Origin of the sequence: Leptothoe sp. LEGE 181152 (assembly GCF_032906605.1) — a bacterium.
GTDB lineage: Bacteria > Cyanobacteriota > Cyanobacteriia > Phormidesmidales > Phormidesmidaceae > Leptothoe > Leptothoe turfae.
In genome coordinates this window covers 26440-42310 of the sequence record NZ_JASATU010000004.1, presented here as the reverse complement: position 1 = coordinate 42310, position 15871 = coordinate 26440, and the positions used below count along the sequence as shown (strand labels likewise).

Below are 15871 nucleotides of genomic sequence, written 5' to 3'. Positions count from 1 at the left end.
TATGGAACGTCTCTACACCCAAGATCCTCTGAGAGGAACCATGGTATGGCTAGCGGATTAACCGATCTGTGTATCCGGCGATTCTTGTAATAACCATAAACCGCTATAGGTCATGCCTGAATCATCGGGGCGGATGAGCAGGAAATGTAAGCCTTTGGACGTTACTTTGCGTTGTTCAAAGGCATTAGCTGCACCGCGTACATCGCTGTCTTCAAAGGTGGTAAGGACGAAGCGATCGCAAAGTCCCGCTTCCAAGATCAGTCCATCCGGCTGACCCGCTATATACTGCAAAAATGCAGGTTGCGTCGAATCTAACCACTGAGTCAACGCCATGGAGCGCTGACCACCATCAATCACTACACCCGGAATGAGGACCGTGCTAGATAGGCCAATTTCCAAAGGTAGTAGCTCTTTGGGGATGGAACGCACCGGTATCGCTTCGTATTGAAACCGCAGCAGATCGGCGTTGGATAGACCCGCAAACCGCCACGTTTCACCCCACAGATTATCTGGCAGAGGAATTGGTGTCGATCGCTCAATGGCAAATGGCGAATAGGCTTCTCCCGTGTAGGTTTTGAGATTTGAATACCAGGCGTTACGTTGCCGCAGCCATTGTTTTAAGGTAGGTAGCCTCCGTTGGGTCCCTACCGGGATATCCAATTCTCGACAGGCTACTTCCGTTAGGGTTTGGGTCTGGGGCCGAAAGACCTGTAGCACCTTGGGGCGATAGCCTGCTCGGTGGATGGCCTGCTTAATCTGATGACGTAGCCACATGGCATCGGCTTCAGGCTGCGGGCAGGTTTCCCCATAGCTGAAATCCATGTTTGGAGTACACACAAGTAACTCCCATAGGGGCTGATTGTCTGTGTTTTTTAAGGGGCGTCGGTAAAAGTCGAGTTGCCAGGGGGGACTCATGAAATATAGAGCTGGTTGACGTAGTCAGACACCATGCGATCGCTATTGAAAATAGGTGCAATGGTACGGATCGAGGCTTTCATTCGTTTTACCCAGGCGCGAGGAACGTGGTTGCGATCGCAATCATAATAAAGACGCACAATCTCCCGTTCGAGCTGGGAATAAAACGATTCTGCATCTATCGTATCTTGAACGTCCTGATCTCTTGTTTCCGCATCTTCACCAATTGTCCAGCCGTTGAGGTGGAGCTTGTAGCCTTCACACCACCAACCATCCAACACACTGAAATTAATGCCGCCATTGAGGGCTACTTTCTGACCGCTGGTGCCAGAGGCCTCCAGGGGGCGACGGGGCGTATTTAGCCAAAGATCAATGCCCTGGACCATAAGCTTGGCCGTATACATGTCATAGTCTTCGATAAAGGCAATGCGGTCTCGCAGGTCTGGGTGACGACTCCATTCCATGACTCGCTGGATGATGCGCTTGCCAGCGGTATCGTTGGGCCGAGCTTTACCGGCGATGATTAGCTGTACCGGTCGCTTCTGATTAGAGAAAATTCGGGTGAGCCGACTGAGGTCGCGAAAAATCAGGTCACTGCGTTTATAGTCGCTAAATCGTCGGGCAAAGCCGAGGGTGAGGATTTTAGGGTCCAGCAGACGCTCTACTGCATTGATGTCATCGGAGCATTCTTTGCGATCGCGCCTGGCCTTAAGCACCCGGTCTCGCGTGTAGGCAATTAGCCGTGCTTTAAGAATTTGGTGCCGCTGCCATAGACGTTCGTCGGGAATATGTTCAATTTTGCTCCAAGTTTCTGGATCGCTGATGCGCTCGGCCCAGTGTTTGCCTAAATAGTCTTGATACAGGTCTTCTAAAAGTGGGGCAATCCAGCTGCGGGCATGGATGCCGTTAGTGACATGACCAATGGGGGCTTTTTTGTCTGAGCGCTCGGCGTAGAGGTTTTGCCAGAGCTGTCGAGATACCTCACCGTGGCGCTTGCTCACCGCATTAGCCGTCCGGGTCAGCTGTAGTGCTAAAGCCGTCATGCTAAACACGTCAGGACTTGAGGCTTGATGTCCTAAGGCCAAGAATTCTTCACGCTCTAGTCCCAATCTGGGCCAATAATCGGCAAAATAGTTCTCCATCATCCCCACGGAAAATGCCTGGCCTGTGGGCACTGGTGTATGTGTTGTAAAGAGGGTGCGATCGCACACATAGGATTTGACATCATCTAGGGTGCCGCCCATTTGTTCGAGTTCAAACCTTGCCAATTCCAGTAAAGCGAAGGCTGCATGCACATCATTCAGGTGATAAATGGCAGGCTCAATGCCCAACGCCTGCAGCATACGTACACCGCCGATACCCAAAAGCATTTCCTGGGCCAATTGCTTATCCGGGTCACCACTGTAGAGTTGGGCCGTGATGTGTCGGTCTTCACTATCGTTTTCAATAATGTCTGTATCCAACAAGTACAGCAGACTACGACCAACTTGCACCTGCCATACTTGAGCTTTAACCATGCGCTGGCCAATGATGACCCGAATTTTGAGCCGTTGCCCATGCTCATTGCATACCGGAATCAGCGGCAGATTTTCAAAGTCATTACTCCTGTAATGACTTTCTTGCCAGCCACTGCGATTAAGGCGCTGGGAGAAATAGCCCTGGTGGTATAACAGGCCCACACCCACCATTGGTAGCCCTAAATCCGAGGCTGATTTGAGGTGATCGCCAGCTAACACGCCCAAACCGCCACAGTACAGCGGTAGAGATTCATGAATACCGTACTCGATGCAGAAATAGGCAACTGGGTTATCAGAGGTAATACTAGGGGCTACTTCTTGAGCCCAGGTATGGTCTCTATGGAGATAGGTTTGAAACTCAGCGGCTAGGGTTTGTAATCGTTTGAGGTAGTTTGGATCTTCTGCAAGCTGCCACAGACGTTCTGGAGTAATTGCCTGCATAAGCGCTACAGGATTGTGCTGACAGTCTTGCCAAAGGTCAGGGGCCAGCACCCGAAATAGGGACCCACGCTCAGAGGTCCAGCTCCACCAATAGTTATAAATGAACTGGGTTAAGGGTTTGAGTGGAGGAGGAAGCTTTGCACTGAGGGAGCGACGAAGATTCATGGGTGAAGGAGAGGTAAATAACAGAGGCACGGATCAGTACCTAATGTGGGCAGAAAAATAGCTGAGACTTGCTGCGGTATAGTAAACCAGTCGTAAATCTGTCTTTTAATTGTTTGCCCTGTCTATGACGGGGCAACGATTGTAGCGATTAATTTAGCCTCATAAGGCAATAGTTCATGGCTCCAGCACTTACCCAGTTTGGTCAACAAATGTCCCACCTCACAGGGGTGCGGGCAATCATGAAAGATATCATCGAAACCCTTCAGTCGGGACAGTCTGCAGACTTTATTAACCTAAGTGCAGGCAATCCGGTAATTTTGCCTGAGGTTGAGCAGCTGTGGCGCGACTGCACCACTGATTTATTGGCCAGTTCAGACTACGGCGAGGTGGTGTGTCGCTATGGGTCTAGCCGAGGCTATGAACCATTGATTGATGCGATCGCAACTGATTTTAATCAACGCTATAACCTGAGCCTCACCGCCGAGAATATCCTGATTACCCCCGGCAGTCAGTCGCTGTACTTTCTGGCTGCCAATGCCTTGGGTGGCTACACCTCTGAGGGCAAACTCAAGGAAATTCTTTTACCCTTAAGCCCTGACTATACCGGGTATGGTGGTGTTTCGCTTTATCCCGAGGCTGTGCGAGCGTATCGACCCACCCTGGAGGTGGATGCTGCCGCCCATCGGTTCAAATATCGCCCCGACTTCAGCCAGCTGACGGTGACTGAACAGACCGGGTTTGTGCTGTTTTCTCGACCTTGTAATCCCACAGGCAATGTTCTCACCGACGAAGAGGTGCAACGCATTGCCCGTCTGGCGGCCAATGTCCCCGTCTTTATTGACTCAGCCTATGCTCCCCCGTTCCCGGCCCTCAATTTTACTGAGATGACGCCGATATTGACGCCTAACGTAGTTCACTGCATCAGCCTTTCAAAAGCCGGATTACCCGGTGAGCGTGTAGGCATTGCCATGGGTGATGCAGCGACCATTCGAGTGCTGGAATCTTTTCAGACCAATCTCTGTATTCATTCCTCTCGCTATGGTCAGGCGATTGCTGCCCATGCCATTGCCTCAGGGGCTTTAGCTGACATTGCTAAGACTGTGATTCGTCCCCACTATCAGCAGAAATTTTCAGTCATTGAAGCTACTTTAGACGAGACGATGCCAGATGTTCCCTGGTACCTACACCAGGCAGAAGGTTCCATATTTGCCTGGCTGTGGCTTCAGGATCTCCCCATAGATGATCAGGCGTTTTATCAAGCCTTGAAACGTTACGGGGTGATTATTGTCCCCGGTAGTCCATTTTTCCCTGGTCTGCGTGACGATTGGACCCATAAACACCAGTGCTTTAGGATTAGCCTGACGGATACCGCAGAGCGAATTGCGATCGCAATTCGTCGTTTGGCCCAGCTAACTGAGGACATTTACGGGCAGTCGACAACCCATGCCTAACAATTCTCAATCCCCAATCGACTGGCTCACCATTGGCCGTATTGTTGGTGCCCATGGCTTGAATGGCGAAGTTCGGGTCTATCCCGACAGCGATTTTCCAGAACGCTTTGAACAGCCGGGCGAGCGTTGGTTGCTCAAGCCAGGAGCCGCTAACCCAGAACCCATCAAGCTGGTGAAGGGGCGGTTTCAAGAGGGTAAAGGCCTGTATATTCTCAAACTGGCTGGTATCAATTATCGCAATCAAGCAGAGATACTGCGTGATGCACAGCTGTTGATACCCGCTGACGATCGTTTGCCCCTTGAACCGGGGGAATTCCATGTGGGCGATCTGATGGGACTAGCCGTGATCTTGCAGGAGACTGGAGAGCAAATTGGGTCGGTAATTGATGTGTATCGAGCCGGTAACGATTTGCTGGAGGTCGCTTTAGCGTCAGATCAGCCAGAGGAGGCTACCAAAGATAACGGACAAATAAAAGCGCGAACAGTTCTGATTCCGTTTGTAGAAGCAATAGTGCCGGTGGTTGATTTAACGCAAGGGCGTGTTGAGATTACTCCACCGGATGGCTTAATTGATTAGCGTTATGCGGCTGTCGGTTGTCGATAACAAGTCCTGCCGCTTGGGCCTGGCTGGTTAGTAGTTGCCGGATCCGTTCGAGGGTTGTAGGGTCATCAATCCGTTGCTCCTGGTAACCCCGCTGCCATACAGGAGCTCCTGGTACGCCTCTGACAAGATTGATGCGCTTAGCAGCTGCAGCTTTGAACCCAGCGACAAAGGATGAGAGAGCACGGGGTTTTGGCTGGCTTTGCTGCAAACTGTAGCTGCATACAGATTTTGCGTCGCTTTGGATTACGGCGATTAATGCTCGTACACCATTGGGGAGTACTGTCCAATGGTCTAGCTCAATATCACGCTGATGGGCGGCGGCTATCTGTTGCCATTCGTCTGCAGCAATTTGCCCCGAAGGATTGAGCTGTGTATGTTCTCCCAAAACATCACCAAATAGACATTCTTCTTGATGGGTTAGGAGATGAACGTGATAAAACGTGGCGTTGTGTGGGGAGTGACCCAACTGGAATGTACTAGCCAACCTTCCCTCAGTGCCTATCCAGGCATTGCATTGTTTTCCGTTGGTCTAGATTTCCCAAAGATGAGTATAAATTCTCGTCAGAATGCAAAGTGTGGAGATGTTCATAGAACATCTCCACACCAAAAAAATGATAAGAATGTTGACCAATATTCAATGGGCAGAGCGAGACTCGAACTCGCATGACCAAAGGCCGCCACATTTTGAGTGTGGTGCGTCTACCAATTTCGCCATCCGCCCGAATAGCTTTAACATTATACAGAGTTCAGCCACCTCTGTAACCCCCTTTTTCCCATTTACCAGTTTCGCCAGCCGCCTCTGGCATCTTCATTTAGTTGCAGACGGCGTGTTTGTAGTAGCCTTTGATAATTGAGGGTGTTATGCCATTGCATGATTTCCTTAGCACGTAGCACTGGGACGGGGTGGGTCAGCTCCTGGGTGCGTAATTGTTTGAGAAAAATTGCCAGTTGGTCATAGTTTAAATCTTCGTACGCGTTTGCTTGAGCGAGAAATGCGTCTAAGTTGAGTTGAGGGGAGAGGGTGGGGGAGCCTCCCGTTAATTTCATCAACACCGAGGCTACAACTCTGGATTCCTGACTGACTAAAAGGGCGGCGCGATCGCACGTAAACTCAGCACATCGCACCCATTCCAGAATCTGATTTTGTAGGTTTTGAGCCAATACTGGACCCAACGGTAGCTGACTGGCGGCCAATGTCAGCAAATTAGCCAGGGTCAAATATACGCCATGGTCACATTTGAGATGCCCTAGTTCATGGCCAATGACTGCCTGCAGTTCCTTGGCATTCAGCAGCTCGATCAATGAGGTGTGCACCACAATAAACGGCTGCTTACCTCGCATGGCAAAGGTATAAGCATTGGGAACGGGATGCTGCTTCACATAAAGTTGAGGCGCTTCTATGTCTAAAATTTGACAAGCCTCAACCAATAGCTGATGGATGTCTGGTAGCTGTTGGGGGCCCACCAAAACACTGGTCGCAATATTTTCTAGGTAAAAAAATTGCTCTGCTGTGGGACGTAGCAGAGCGCGAATGGCCAGGTCTAAGCCTGGTAGTTGCTTAAGAGATTCCGTCGCCCGTAGATCGAGGGGATGGCGAAAATGGTTAGCTCGTAATCCGGTTAAAATGCATTTCTCACCCACGCCATCCATCTCCCCTATCGCTGAGCTTTACTAAGCTACAGTGTAGCGGTCTGCACCTAAACGATAACTGCCGGATTCGCCATATCCGTAGACGCTAGCGCAGGGTCTGGGATTCGACGTAATTTAGCCCCGACTGCGGCTAGCTTAGCCTCAATGTTTTCATAGCCGCGATCCAGGTGTTGTAACCCATGCAGTGTGGTTTTGCCTTCAGCAGCCAAGCCTGCCACTAGTAGGGCGGCGGCGGCTCGCAAATCAGTGCCCGTCACCGGAGCCCCTGACAAGTATGGAACGCCGCGAATTACAGCAGAATTCCCAGTCAGGCGAATATTTGCACCCATGCGGTTGAACTCAGCAACATGCTGTAACCGGTTTTCAAAAACGGTTTCTGTGATGACGCTATCGCCGTCTGCAAGGGTGGTCAGCGCCATAAACTGGGCCTGCATATCGGTGGGAAACCCTGGGTGGGGGCGAGTCTCAATTTCGATGGGTAAAAGCCGTTCACCGGGAATGATCCTGGCGCGATTGTGGCCTTCCATTTCAACTCTGGTGCCAGCTTCTGCCAGTTTGGCAATCACAGGTGTTAGGTGTTCTGGAAGAATGGGCGACAGGCTGATGGGGGATTTAGTGATAGCCCCGGCAAGCATGAACGTACCCGCTTCAATTCGGTCTGGAATAATGCCGTAGTCGGTGGAATGAAGGTGAGGAACACCAGCGATGGTGATGGTGTTTGTGCCTGCTCCACGAATGCGTGCACCCATGGCTCGACAGAAGTTGGCTAGATCCAGTACCTCTGGCTCCTGAGCGGCATTCTCAATGATGGTTTCCCCTTCAGCTAGGGTAGCTGCCATCATCAGGGTCTCTGTTGCACCAACGCTGGGGTAATCTAAATAAATTTTTCCGCCTTTTAAGCGATTGCGGGTGCCAGGTACGTAGGCATGAACAATACCATGGTCCATGTGTACTTCTGCACCCAGTGCCTGTAGTCCTCGGATGTGAAGAGCCACAGGGCGAGCACCAATGGCGCAGCCTCCTGGCAGCGGTACCCGGGCAACGCCTAGACGGGCTAGTAAAGGGCCAATGACGAAGAAGCTGGCTCTAAGTTTGCTAACGATTTCGTAAGGTGCACGGGAATGACTGATAGAACTGGCATCTACATCCAGCATGTCTCCATGGCGAGACACCTTCACACCCAAGGCAGTGAGCACATCCGCCATGCGACCGATGTCTACTAAATCAGGGATGTTGCGAATCCGACAATCCTGCGAACACAGAATTGAACCTGCCATAACGACCAATGCCGAGTTTTTGGCTCCACTGACGGAAATATGGCCACTGAGGGGCTGTTTGCCCCAAATTTCAATAACAGGTGAGGACTCGCTGGAGGAGCGTTGATCAGCCTGAAGTGAGGTATTGATGATAATGTCCTCCAAATTCAATAAAGAGACTCAGCCACACAAGAACATAAAAATGGCAATCTAGCCACTTTTGTTAACAATGGTGACGATTCTACCTGAAAGTACTTATTTGTTAAGCCATATTAATATCCTTTTGTCGTTGAATAGGTGTTTTAATTCTTTTGAAAAGCGAAAAATCGTCCTTAAAAGGCCAAAACTGGGGATTGACGAATCAGTCTGATTGCTAGACGATAGTAAACTACGGTTACTTTTATAGCCCTAAGCGGAACTGGCGGAATTGGTAGACGCGCTAGATTCAGGTTCTAGTGTTCGCAAGGACTTCCGGGTTCAAGTCCCGGGTTCCGCATTTTTAATTCAGTACTTTTATGTCTGGTTTTTGTCCTGATGTTTGACTCAAACTATTCTGAATCGTTTTGTTGTTGTTAGATGGCGGCAATAAAGTGCTTTAGTTTTCCTTATTTATTCAGACTTTTTTATCAATTATTGATTGATTGCTCAGGAAATTGATAGTGAGCTGGTTGGGCATTTGGCAGTAGCAATCGATACACTTGTATCCTTTACTGTTTATTGAGTCTGTCAATGTGGTGAGTAAAGCAGACTGCGCCCAACGGCAAGGTCTGAGTGATAAAGCATTTGAATGCTAGAAAACCTGACAACAATTATCAGCACTAAAAATCCCCTGGCCAAGCAGTTTCGAAAGCTGCATCAGGCTAAGGAGCGGCGACGACAAAATGTGTTTCTGCTAGAAGGAACTCATCTCTTACAGGAAGCGTGTGCTGTTGAATATCCATTGCTTCAGGTCGCGTTCACAGAAAACTGGGGACATACCCATGGGGATTTATTGGACTGCTTAAGGCGGCTGGGGACTGATATTCGCTTGGTCAGTCCTGATGTGCTAGTCAGTATGTGTACCACTGTCAGCCCGGATGGAGTGGTGGCGATTGCGCGGCGCATTGCTCAGTCCACCAGGCTTGTAGAAAGGGTTTCCCTGGGTGTGGCGCTGCAACGGTTACAGGATCCAGGTAACTTGGGTACGGTGATCCGTACAGCAGCGGCAGCAGGATGCGATCGCATCTGGCTCACAACCGATAGCGTAGACGTAGATCATCCCAAGGTGCTACGGGCTACGGCAGGGCAATGGTTTCGTTTACCAATGCAGACCATTGCTACATTGAATGACTTAAAAAGCTTAGATGTACAGCTGGTGGCCACTACCCCTACAGCTTCCCTGGACTACTGGGATTTAGATCTGCGGCAACCGACTGTTTTTTTGATGGGAAACGAAGGCGCTGGGCTGTCGCAGCAAGCTATGGATTTAGCCACACATCAGGTCAAAATCCCATTGGCGGCTGGTGTGGAATCGTTGAATGTTGCGATCGCAACAGCTCTAATGCTTTACGAAGCCAAACGTCAGCGTCACGGTTGATGAGAGTTAGGCGGATCTTGACGAGCGTGGTTTTTTTGAATGTTGCGAGGCTGATGTGGCTGGGAAGATCGCGATTCATCTTGACCTGATTCCGGTTCTTGAGGCCCATTATCTAAAACGAGCGTATCCGTTGTATCGCCTAATAGCTCATCCAGGTGCTCCAAAGATTGCAGAAAATCGGCAACAGCAGACTGCCTTAGCTGACGTTTATCCATTGATCTTGCCTCGTTAGTAGGCCCTTTCAACCATTGCTGAATTGCTTAACATTGACTGAGCAATGTCTATGATTTTAGCGATCGCAATTGGTGTGGGGTCTTTAGTAATGAGATTTGTGAATCTAACCCTAGCCAAGATGTTCCAAGTCTAGGCAAAAGTAGAAAGTTAACTACGTTTTTGTAAAGAGCTCTGTTCGTTAGGAACTGGCCTTGGGGATAAAAATGGATCTACAGGTATTTAGTCAGACAGATATCGAATCTAACAAATTTGAAAATAATTGCTCAATATCAAGTTGTCTAATATCCACAATCTAGTTGAGAATGGATTCTGCCCCTATGTTGCCCATGTCGTTTTCTACCTTAGGCAAACGGCATCAATTCAATAACTAAGGGGTCGCAAATGTGCTGAAACAGGAGATCGTTGTGAGTTCATCCTTTGATTATGACCTAATCATCGTAGGTGCCGGTGTCGGTGGTCATGGGGCGGCATTGCACGCTGTGAAAAGCGGGTTAAAGACCGCCATTATTGAAGCGGCTGATATGGGAGGCACCTGCGTTAATCGAGGATGTATACCTTCGAAAGCATTGTTGGCTGCATCTGGTCGCGTCCGCGAATTGCGCGACAAGCATCATCTACAGTCCTTCGGCATTCAAGTGGGAGACGTGCAGTTTGAGCGCTCTGCCATTGCTGATCATGCCAGTAACTTGGTTAGCAAGATCCAGGGTGACTTAACCAATAGTCTGACTCGACTGGGTGTAGATACGATTCGCGGTTGGGGTAAGCTGGCCGGCACTCAGAAAGTGACTGTGACCACGGCTGATGGTGAAAAGACCTACACCGCTAAGGACATTATGCTGTCGCCAGGGTCTGTTCCCTTTGTGCCCCCTGGTATTGAGACTGATGGTAAAACCGTATTTACCAGCGACGAAGCAATTAAGCTGGACTGGCTACCTCAGTGGGTGGCCATTATTGGGAGTGGCTATATCGGTCTAGAATTTTCTGATGTGTATACGGCTTTGGGGTGTGAAGTCAGTATGATTGAGGCTTTGCCCCAGCTGATGCCCACCTTTGATCCGGACATCGCCAAAATCGCTAAGCGCGTTCTCATCGACCCTCGTGATATTGATACCCATGTGGGTGTGATTGCTAAGACCGTTACACCTGGCTCTCCAGTGACCATTGAGCTGGCTGATTTAAAAACGAAGGAAACGGTCGATGTGCTAGAGGTTGATGCTTGCCTGGTGGCAACTGGGCGCATCCCTGCCACGAAGGATATGGGCTTAGAAAGTCTGGCTATTGAAACTGACCGTCGTGGCTTTATCCCAGTAAATGACCGTATGGAAGTTCTGCGGGATGGTGAGCCTATACCCCATCTTTGGGCTATTGGTGATGCCACTGGCAAGATGATGTTGGCCCATGCTGCCTCAGCCCAGGGTGTGGTGGCTGTTGAAAATATTTTGGAAAATAATCGTACCGTTGACTATCGCAGTATTCCGGCCGCCGCATTTACCCATCCAGAGGTGAGCTTTGTCGGTCTTACTGAGCCTGCGGCTAAAGAGCTAGCTGCGGCAGAAGGTTTTAAGATTGGTGCCGTACGCAGCTACTTCAAAGCCAACTCCAAAGCGCTGGCAGAAAATGAATCTGATGGCCTGGCTAAGGTAATCTACCGTAAGGACACGGGGGAAATTCTGGGAACTCACATTATCGGTATCCATGCAGCGGACCTGATTCAAGAGGCTGCTAATGCTATTGCTCAGGGGTTAACCGTTAAAGATCTGTCCTTTATCGTCCATACACACCCAACGCTATCTGAGGTGTTAGATGAGGCCTTTAAGCGTGCTGAGGTGACGGCATGAAGATTAGACGGCGTCCTCCCAATCCTGCGGTAGCTGTTGATACTCTGCGCTATCAGGTGAAGGTTCCTGATAGTGAACCCCGCCATATCCTTGAGGAAATTGTTTGGCACAAGGAAGTCGAAGTGGAGCGTCTGCGGGGAAAAACACCGCTGGCAGAGTTACAACGGCAGGTCTTGACGGCACCTCCTCCATTAGATTTTGCTGCGGCTTTACGTAGCGGTAAGACATCACCCTCTGTGATTGCTGAGGTAAAGAAAGCCTCCCCCAGTAAGGGGGTGATCCGGGAAGATTTTGATCCGGTTGCGATCGCAACCGCCTACGAAAAAGGTGGCGCTACCTGTCTATCGGTGCTTACCGATCAAAAATTTTTCCAGGGTAGTTTTGACTATCTTGCTCAAGTGCGTCACGCCATAAGCCTGCCGATTCTATGTAAGGAATTCATCATTTATCCCTATCAGATTTATCTGGCCCGAATCTATGGAGCTGATGCTATTTTGCTGATTGCGGCCATTTTGTCAGACAAGGATTTGAGTTACTTTACGCGAATCGCTAAAGCCTTAGGAATGACTGCCCTGGTGGAGGTCCATACCGCTGAAGAACTAGACCGGGTGCTCAATGTAGACCAGGTTAACGTGCTTGGTGTGAATAACCGTAACCTCGAGGACTTTTCGGTTAGCTTAGACACTACGCAGGATTTGTTGGCCCATGCATCAACCCATGTCAGAGCTGATGACATGTTGTTTGTAAGTGAGTCTGGTATCCATCGACCGGATGACGTTATGCGGGTAGCGCAAGCTGGAGCCCATGCCATTTTAGTGGGTGAGTCGCTGATGCGGCAGCCCGATCCCGGTGCTGCTATTGGGCAGCTCATGACCTAGTCCCTGGAAGTTGTCTATTGTCTACCCGTTTCAGGTTCCCTACTCTGATTTTCCGACTATGGATCGTCCTATTCCCCTGCCATCCCATATCCATTACGAGCTATTACTAAGGCTCTTGGAACGTGAAACTACTGCGGCTATCTATCAGCACTCCCCACAGAAGGAACAACTCCAGGAACTGATTATTACCCTGCGTAAGGCAATGTCTCAGCAAAAGCAACTGGAAGAAAGTTGCCGAGCTTCAAGGTTGCCAGTGGAATATTACTGGTCATTAAATGAAAAACCAGGAATTTAAGGGAGATATAAGCCCGTTATCTTAAAAAATCCCACCTCAGCTTTGAAAACTGAGGTGGGATTTTTTCCAATCTATAACCAGTGCAGTGACAAATAGTCAGCTATCCCTAAGGATGAAGTAGTAGATCGGGGAAAAAACGATTAAATTCAATCAAGATACCAGCTGTGATCAGCATCCAAATTGTAGCTAATACAGGGGCTGTAGACAGGTATTTTACTAAGCCTTCGGGCATGGGAAAGTGTCCTGAATAAAAACATCTAAAAACAATAAGTCAGCACGACCCAGTTATATTGATTCGACTCATCAAGCCCAAGCCGTGCCTCTGATGTATTAATTAGCGAGGTGAAATTGTGATTTCATCATCCTTCGCAAACATGGCACCGGATGCCATATCCTTGAATGCAGCTAGGGGCCAAGCCGCACCCGCCAAAGAAGACTTGATAGCCAAGCCAGTATCGATGATGATTTCTTTCTCCTCGGGCTTCTTGGCAGTGCGAGACGCGATCAAGTAAGAACGCCCAGCCCAACCAATCCAGCCAGCGATGTAAAGGAATAAAATGCCGGGAATGACAAACTCACCAAGATGAGCAAAATCTCCATCTACCACCAAGTGGGGGAGGCCATCTTCGCCGCAAAGTAGGCTGGAGTTAGCATAAAAATCAAAACGTGCTTTAGCACCTTCTGTTTTGGCCGCAGAGGCACGTTGTTGGAACGCAGCAGATTCGCCACAGGGGGTCAAACCAGCCACGTTGTCTCCAGCCAAGCTGGCAGAGGCGGGTGCCGCGAAGCCAAACCAGAGGCAAAGTACTAGAGCCAGAGCAAACAACCGTCGCATAAAATGTTTCCTTTGTGTTTTACAAAAGACAAAAAATTAATTCAGTGAATCTCTTAACTTAGATAACTAACTGTAATGCTGCTTTAACTAGTTCCCTAGTGTGTATGCTTTATCAGTTAGCCGACGCAGTATTGAAGTCGCTTTTAAAACTCAACCAACGTGAACTAAATTAAGGATCTACTTGACTCTCAGGGATCATACCTTTCTGCCAAACCCTGGCAGGGAAATTACTCACAAGACTTTACATGACGACACAATTGACGCATGGCCACGATTTTAGCAATTGAAACCAGCTGTGATGAAACAGCCGCATCGGTGGTGAAGCATCGTCAAGTGCTCAGTAGTGTTGTGGCATCCCAAATTGACCTGCATAGTCGCTATGGTGGTGTTGTGCCAGAGTTAGCATCCCGCGAACATTTGCTGACCATTGGCGACACAGTGAATGAAGCGTTGCTTAAATCTCAATTGGGTTGGGCTGATATCGACGCTGTTGCCACCACCTGTGCACCGGGCCTGGTGGGTGCTCTCTTGGTTGGTATGAGTGTTGGTAAAACCCTGGCAATGGTACATCACAAACCGTTTTTAGGTGTGCACCATCTGGAGGGACACATCTATGCAGCCTATTTAGAACACACTGATCTGCGGCCGCCTTTCCTGTGTCTATTAGTCTCCGGTGGGCACACCAGCTTGATTCGAGTTGATGGCTGCGGTCAATACAAATTGCTCGGTAAAACCCGAGATGACGCTGCCGGTGAAGCCTTCGATAAAGTCGCTCGCTTGCTGGCTCTGGGATATCCCGGCGGCCCTATCATTGATCAATTAGCCCAGCAGGGTGACCCGAAAGCATTTCGACTGCCAGAGGGCAACATTTCCTTGCCAGAAGGTGGCTATCATCCTTATGATGCAAGCTTTAGTGGTCTTAAAACCGCTGTTTTGAGGCTGGTAGAGCGCCTTAAATCAGAGGGGGTGGATCCACTCCCTGTAGCTGATATCGCTGCCAGCTTCCAGTACGCTGTGGTGCGGGCATTAGTGAAACGAGCGATGCGCTGTGCCCAAGACCAAAACCTGCCTGCGATTGTGATGGGAGGAGGTGTGGCTGCCAACAGTGGCTTGCGTCATGTAATTGCTGAGACAGCAGCAGCGCAAGGTATTAACATTTACATTCCCTCGCTAAAATTTTGCACGGATAATGCAGCCATGATTGCCTGTGCTGCTAGCGATCATTTTGATCAGGGACATTGTTCTAAATTAAATCTGGGAGTTTATTCTCGGCTCCCTCTAGAACACGTTGCTGAGTTATACCAGCGTTAACTGGTAAGGAGCAGCCATTGGCGGATCTGTGCTTCTAGCGCTAGTGGCTGTTCTAGCATGGCAAAGTGGCCGCATTGTTTGAACGCAACAACTGCTTCTTTGCCCTGACGAAAAAATTTATGAAAACTAGCCAAATGCTGTACGTAGCGAGGCTCCATAACCATATCTTGTTCCCCGGTGATGAAATATACCGGTTGAGATAGCTGGGAGACTATCTGGGGCAGTTGATGGACTTCATCTTCAGTTGTTGATGCTAGGAGTGACTGAGCTGCCGCCTCTGGATCTGCCCTTAGAAAATCAATCAGCCGTTGTTGGCCCCAACGATAACTCAAGGTTTGTTGCACCATGATGTTGGCAAATACCCATGGTAATAATGGCAGATGCTGTAGCCATTGAGGTCGCCACCCTAACATTTGTTGCCCAGCGCTGCGAAATCTTTCAAAGGCATTGTGGATATATATGCCACCCCCTGCATTTACACAGATAACTCCTCGCACACGTTCTGGAAACAAATGAGCTGCCCATAGAGCAATACTGCCCCCCAAAGAATGGCCCATTAGCCATACATCCTCTAGTTCGAGGGCCTCTAATAATGCATTTAAATCATAGGCGTAGGCCGTAAGCCCGTAGGTGGGGGCATCTACAGTAATAGAGCGGCAAGATAGATCTTGGGTTGAATCCCCAAAGCCTCTCAAGTCGTAGGCAAGACACTCAATATCTGGAGCAAGCTGCTGCATCAGAGGTTGCCAATAGGCTCTACTGAGTAGCCAGCCATGAATGCAGACTAATACTGAACGATGGGTGGTGGTAGTGGAAAATAAATTGGGAGTGAAATCATAGACATGGGGCACTCCGAAGACAGGTGTCACCACCATGGTGCAAATCGCATTCGTAAGACAACATTC

At 49.4% G+C, this 15871-nt stretch carries 16 protein-coding genes and 2 tRNA genes; 8 read left to right on the top strand and 10 right to left on the bottom strand.

Features of this window, described 5'->3' with window-relative positions; all coding sequences use genetic code 11:
• Window positions 1-57: 57 nt before the first annotated feature.
• Window positions 58-915 (bottom strand): Tab2/Atab2 family RNA-binding protein, encoded by an 858-nt coding sequence (locus QGP82_RS02130; protein ID WP_499056878.1) that lies wholly within the window; start codon window positions 913-915, stop codon window positions 58-60.
• Window positions 912-3038, bottom strand: a complete 2127-nt coding sequence (glgP, locus tag QGP82_RS02125; protein ID WP_163664800.1) for an alpha-glucan family phosphorylase — start codon at window positions 3036-3038, stop codon at window positions 912-914. The genes QGP82_RS02130 and glgP overlap by 4 nt, the downstream gene beginning before the upstream one ends.
• A 176-nt stretch (window positions 3039-3214) precedes the next feature.
• Between glgP and QGP82_RS02120 the strand changes: the two genes are divergently transcribed.
• Window positions 3215-4489, top strand: coding sequence for a valine--pyruvate transaminase (locus QGP82_RS02120; protein ID WP_163664802.1), 1275 nt, complete (start codon window positions 3215-3217; stop codon window positions 4487-4489).
• Window positions 4482-5066, top strand: coding sequence for a ribosome maturation factor RimM (rimM, locus tag QGP82_RS02115; RefSeq protein WP_163698602.1), 585 nt, complete (start codon window positions 4482-4484; stop codon window positions 5064-5066). Before QGP82_RS02120 ends, rimM begins: the two co-directional genes overlap by 8 nt.
• On the opposite strand, the gene QGP82_RS02110 is transcribed toward rimM, so the two are convergent.
• The 4 genes from QGP82_RS02110 to murA all read right to left on the bottom strand — a co-directional run bounded on the left by QGP82_RS02110 (window position 5038) and on the right by murA (window position 8164).
• The gene (locus QGP82_RS02110) at window positions 5038-5577 is read right to left on the bottom strand and encodes a hypothetical protein (RefSeq protein WP_163664806.1); all 540 of its coding nucleotides are present in this window, start codon (window positions 5575-5577) and stop codon (window positions 5038-5040) included. The two genes, rimM and QGP82_RS02110, sit on opposite strands and share 29 nt — an antisense overlap.
• Before the next feature lie 154 nt (window positions 5578-5731).
• Window positions 5732-5814, bottom strand: a tRNA-Leu gene (locus tag QGP82_RS02105).
• Between the two features lie 56 nt (window positions 5815-5870).
• On the bottom strand, window positions 5871-6743 hold the full coding sequence (locus QGP82_RS02100; RefSeq protein ID WP_163664808.1) for a M48 family metallopeptidase: 873 nt from the start codon (window positions 6741-6743) through the stop codon (window positions 5871-5873).
• 47 nt (window positions 6744-6790) lie between these two features.
• Window positions 6791-8164 carry a UDP-N-acetylglucosamine 1-carboxyvinyltransferase gene (gene murA, locus QGP82_RS02095; RefSeq protein WP_163698597.1) on the bottom strand — a complete coding sequence of 458 codons (1374 nt, stop codon included), beginning with the start codon at window positions 8162-8164 and terminating at the stop codon, window positions 6791-6793.
• Between the two features lie 247 nt (window positions 8165-8411).
• Between murA and QGP82_RS02090 the strand changes: the two genes are divergently transcribed.
• Together QGP82_RS02090 and QGP82_RS02085 are read left to right on the top strand one after the other, a co-directional pair.
• Window positions 8412-8495, top strand: a tRNA-Leu gene (locus QGP82_RS02090).
• Window positions 8496-8786: 291 nt separating this feature from the next.
• Window positions 8787-9575 carry a TrmH family RNA methyltransferase gene (locus QGP82_RS02085; protein ID WP_499056875.1) on the top strand — a complete coding sequence of 263 codons (789 nt, stop codon included), beginning with the start codon at window positions 8787-8789 and terminating at the stop codon, window positions 9573-9575.
• On the opposite strand, the gene QGP82_RS02080 is transcribed toward QGP82_RS02085, so the two are convergent.
• Window positions 9566-9790, bottom strand: a complete 225-nt coding sequence (locus tag QGP82_RS02080) for a hypothetical protein (protein ID WP_499056874.1) — start codon at window positions 9788-9790, stop codon at window positions 9566-9568. The genes QGP82_RS02085 and QGP82_RS02080 overlap by 10 nt on opposite strands.
• Before the next feature lie 423 nt (window positions 9791-10213).
• Between QGP82_RS02080 and lpdA the strand changes: the two genes are divergently transcribed.
• The 3 genes from lpdA to QGP82_RS02065 are packed head-to-tail and all read left to right on the top strand — an operon-like array spanning window position 10214 to window position 12820.
• Entirely contained in the window at window positions 10214-11647 is a 1434-nt protein-coding gene (gene lpdA / locus QGP82_RS02075; protein ID WP_006517996.1) for a dihydrolipoyl dehydrogenase, read from the top strand.
• A complete protein-coding gene (gene trpC / locus QGP82_RS02070; RefSeq protein ID WP_499056873.1) occupies window positions 11644-12525 on the top strand; it encodes an indole-3-glycerol phosphate synthase TrpC in 882 nt (293 codons plus the stop codon). Before lpdA ends, trpC begins: the two co-directional genes overlap by 4 nt.
• A gap of 58 nt (window positions 12526-12583) precedes the next feature.
• Entirely contained in the window at window positions 12584-12820 is a 237-nt protein-coding gene (locus QGP82_RS02065) for a DUF5340 domain-containing protein (RefSeq protein WP_163664818.1), read from the top strand.
• Window positions 12821-12926: 106 nt separating this feature from the next.
• On the opposite strand, the gene psaJ is transcribed toward QGP82_RS02065, so the two are convergent.
• Together psaJ and QGP82_RS02055 are read right to left on the bottom strand one after the other, a co-directional pair.
• Window positions 12927-13052, bottom strand: coding sequence for a photosystem I reaction center subunit IX (psaJ, locus tag QGP82_RS02060; protein WP_006517993.1), 126 nt, complete (start codon window positions 13050-13052; stop codon window positions 12927-12929).
• A gap of 102 nt (window positions 13053-13154) precedes the next feature.
• A complete protein-coding gene (locus tag QGP82_RS02055) occupies window positions 13155-13655 on the bottom strand; it encodes a Photosystem I reaction center subunit III (protein WP_163664819.1) in 501 nt (166 codons plus the stop codon).
• Window positions 13656-13919: 264 nt separating this feature from the next.
• Here QGP82_RS02055 and tsaD point away from each other — a divergent pair, with 264 nt between their 5' ends.
• Complete coding sequence (gene tsaD, locus QGP82_RS02050) at window positions 13920-14966, top strand: tRNA (adenosine(37)-N6)-threonylcarbamoyltransferase complex transferase subunit TsaD (protein ID WP_499056872.1); 1047 nt, start codon at window positions 13920-13922, stop codon at window positions 14964-14966.
• Here tsaD and QGP82_RS02045 read toward each other — a convergent pair.
• On the bottom strand, window positions 14963-15841 hold the full coding sequence (locus QGP82_RS02045; RefSeq protein WP_163664823.1) for an alpha/beta fold hydrolase: 879 nt from the start codon (window positions 15839-15841) through the stop codon (window positions 14963-14965). The two genes, tsaD and QGP82_RS02045, sit on opposite strands and share 4 nt — an antisense overlap.
• Window positions 15842-15871 lie beyond the last annotated feature (30 nt).

Coding starts and splice junctions, on each gene's coding strand:
- QGP82_RS02055 (WP_163664819.1), bottom strand. CDS start 13,655: ATGCGACGGTTGTTTGCTCTGGCTCTAGTACTTTGCCTCTGGTTTGGC.
- psaJ (WP_006517993.1), bottom strand. CDS start 13,052: ATGCCCGAAGGCTTAGTAAAATACCTGTCTACAGCCCCTGTATTAGCT.
- trpC (WP_499056873.1), top strand. CDS start 11,644: ATGAAGATTAGACGGCGTCCTCCCAATCCTGCGGTAGCTGTTGATACT.
- QGP82_RS02120 (WP_163664802.1), top strand. CDS start 3,215: ATGGCTCCAGCACTTACCCAGTTTGGTCAACAAATGTCCCACCTCACA.
- QGP82_RS02045 (WP_163664823.1), bottom strand. CDS start 15,841: ATGGTGGTGACACCTGTCTTCGGAGTGCCCCATGTCTATGATTTCACT.
- QGP82_RS02065 (WP_163664818.1), top strand. CDS start 12,584: ATGGATCGTCCTATTCCCCTGCCATCCCATATCCATTACGAGCTATTA.
- QGP82_RS02080 (WP_499056874.1), bottom strand. CDS start 9,790: ATGGATAAACGTCAGCTAAGGCAGTCTGCTGTTGCCGATTTTCTGCAA.
- rimM (WP_163698602.1), top strand. CDS start 4,482: ATGCCTAACAATTCTCAATCCCCAATCGACTGGCTCACCATTGGCCGT.
- QGP82_RS02100 (WP_163664808.1), bottom strand. CDS start 6,743: ATGGATGGCGTGGGTGAGAAATGCATTTTAACCGGATTACGAGCTAAC.
- glgP (WP_163664800.1), bottom strand. CDS start 3,038: ATGAATCTTCGTCGCTCCCTCAGTGCAAAGCTTCCTCCTCCACTCAAA.
- QGP82_RS02085 (WP_499056875.1), top strand. CDS start 8,787: ATGCTAGAAAACCTGACAACAATTATCAGCACTAAAAATCCCCTGGCC.
- tsaD (WP_499056872.1), top strand. CDS start 13,920: ATGGCCACGATTTTAGCAATTGAAACCAGCTGTGATGAAACAGCCGCA.
- QGP82_RS02130 (WP_499056878.1), bottom strand. CDS start 915: ATGAGTCCCCCCTGGCAACTCGACTTTTACCGACGCCCCTTAAAAAAC.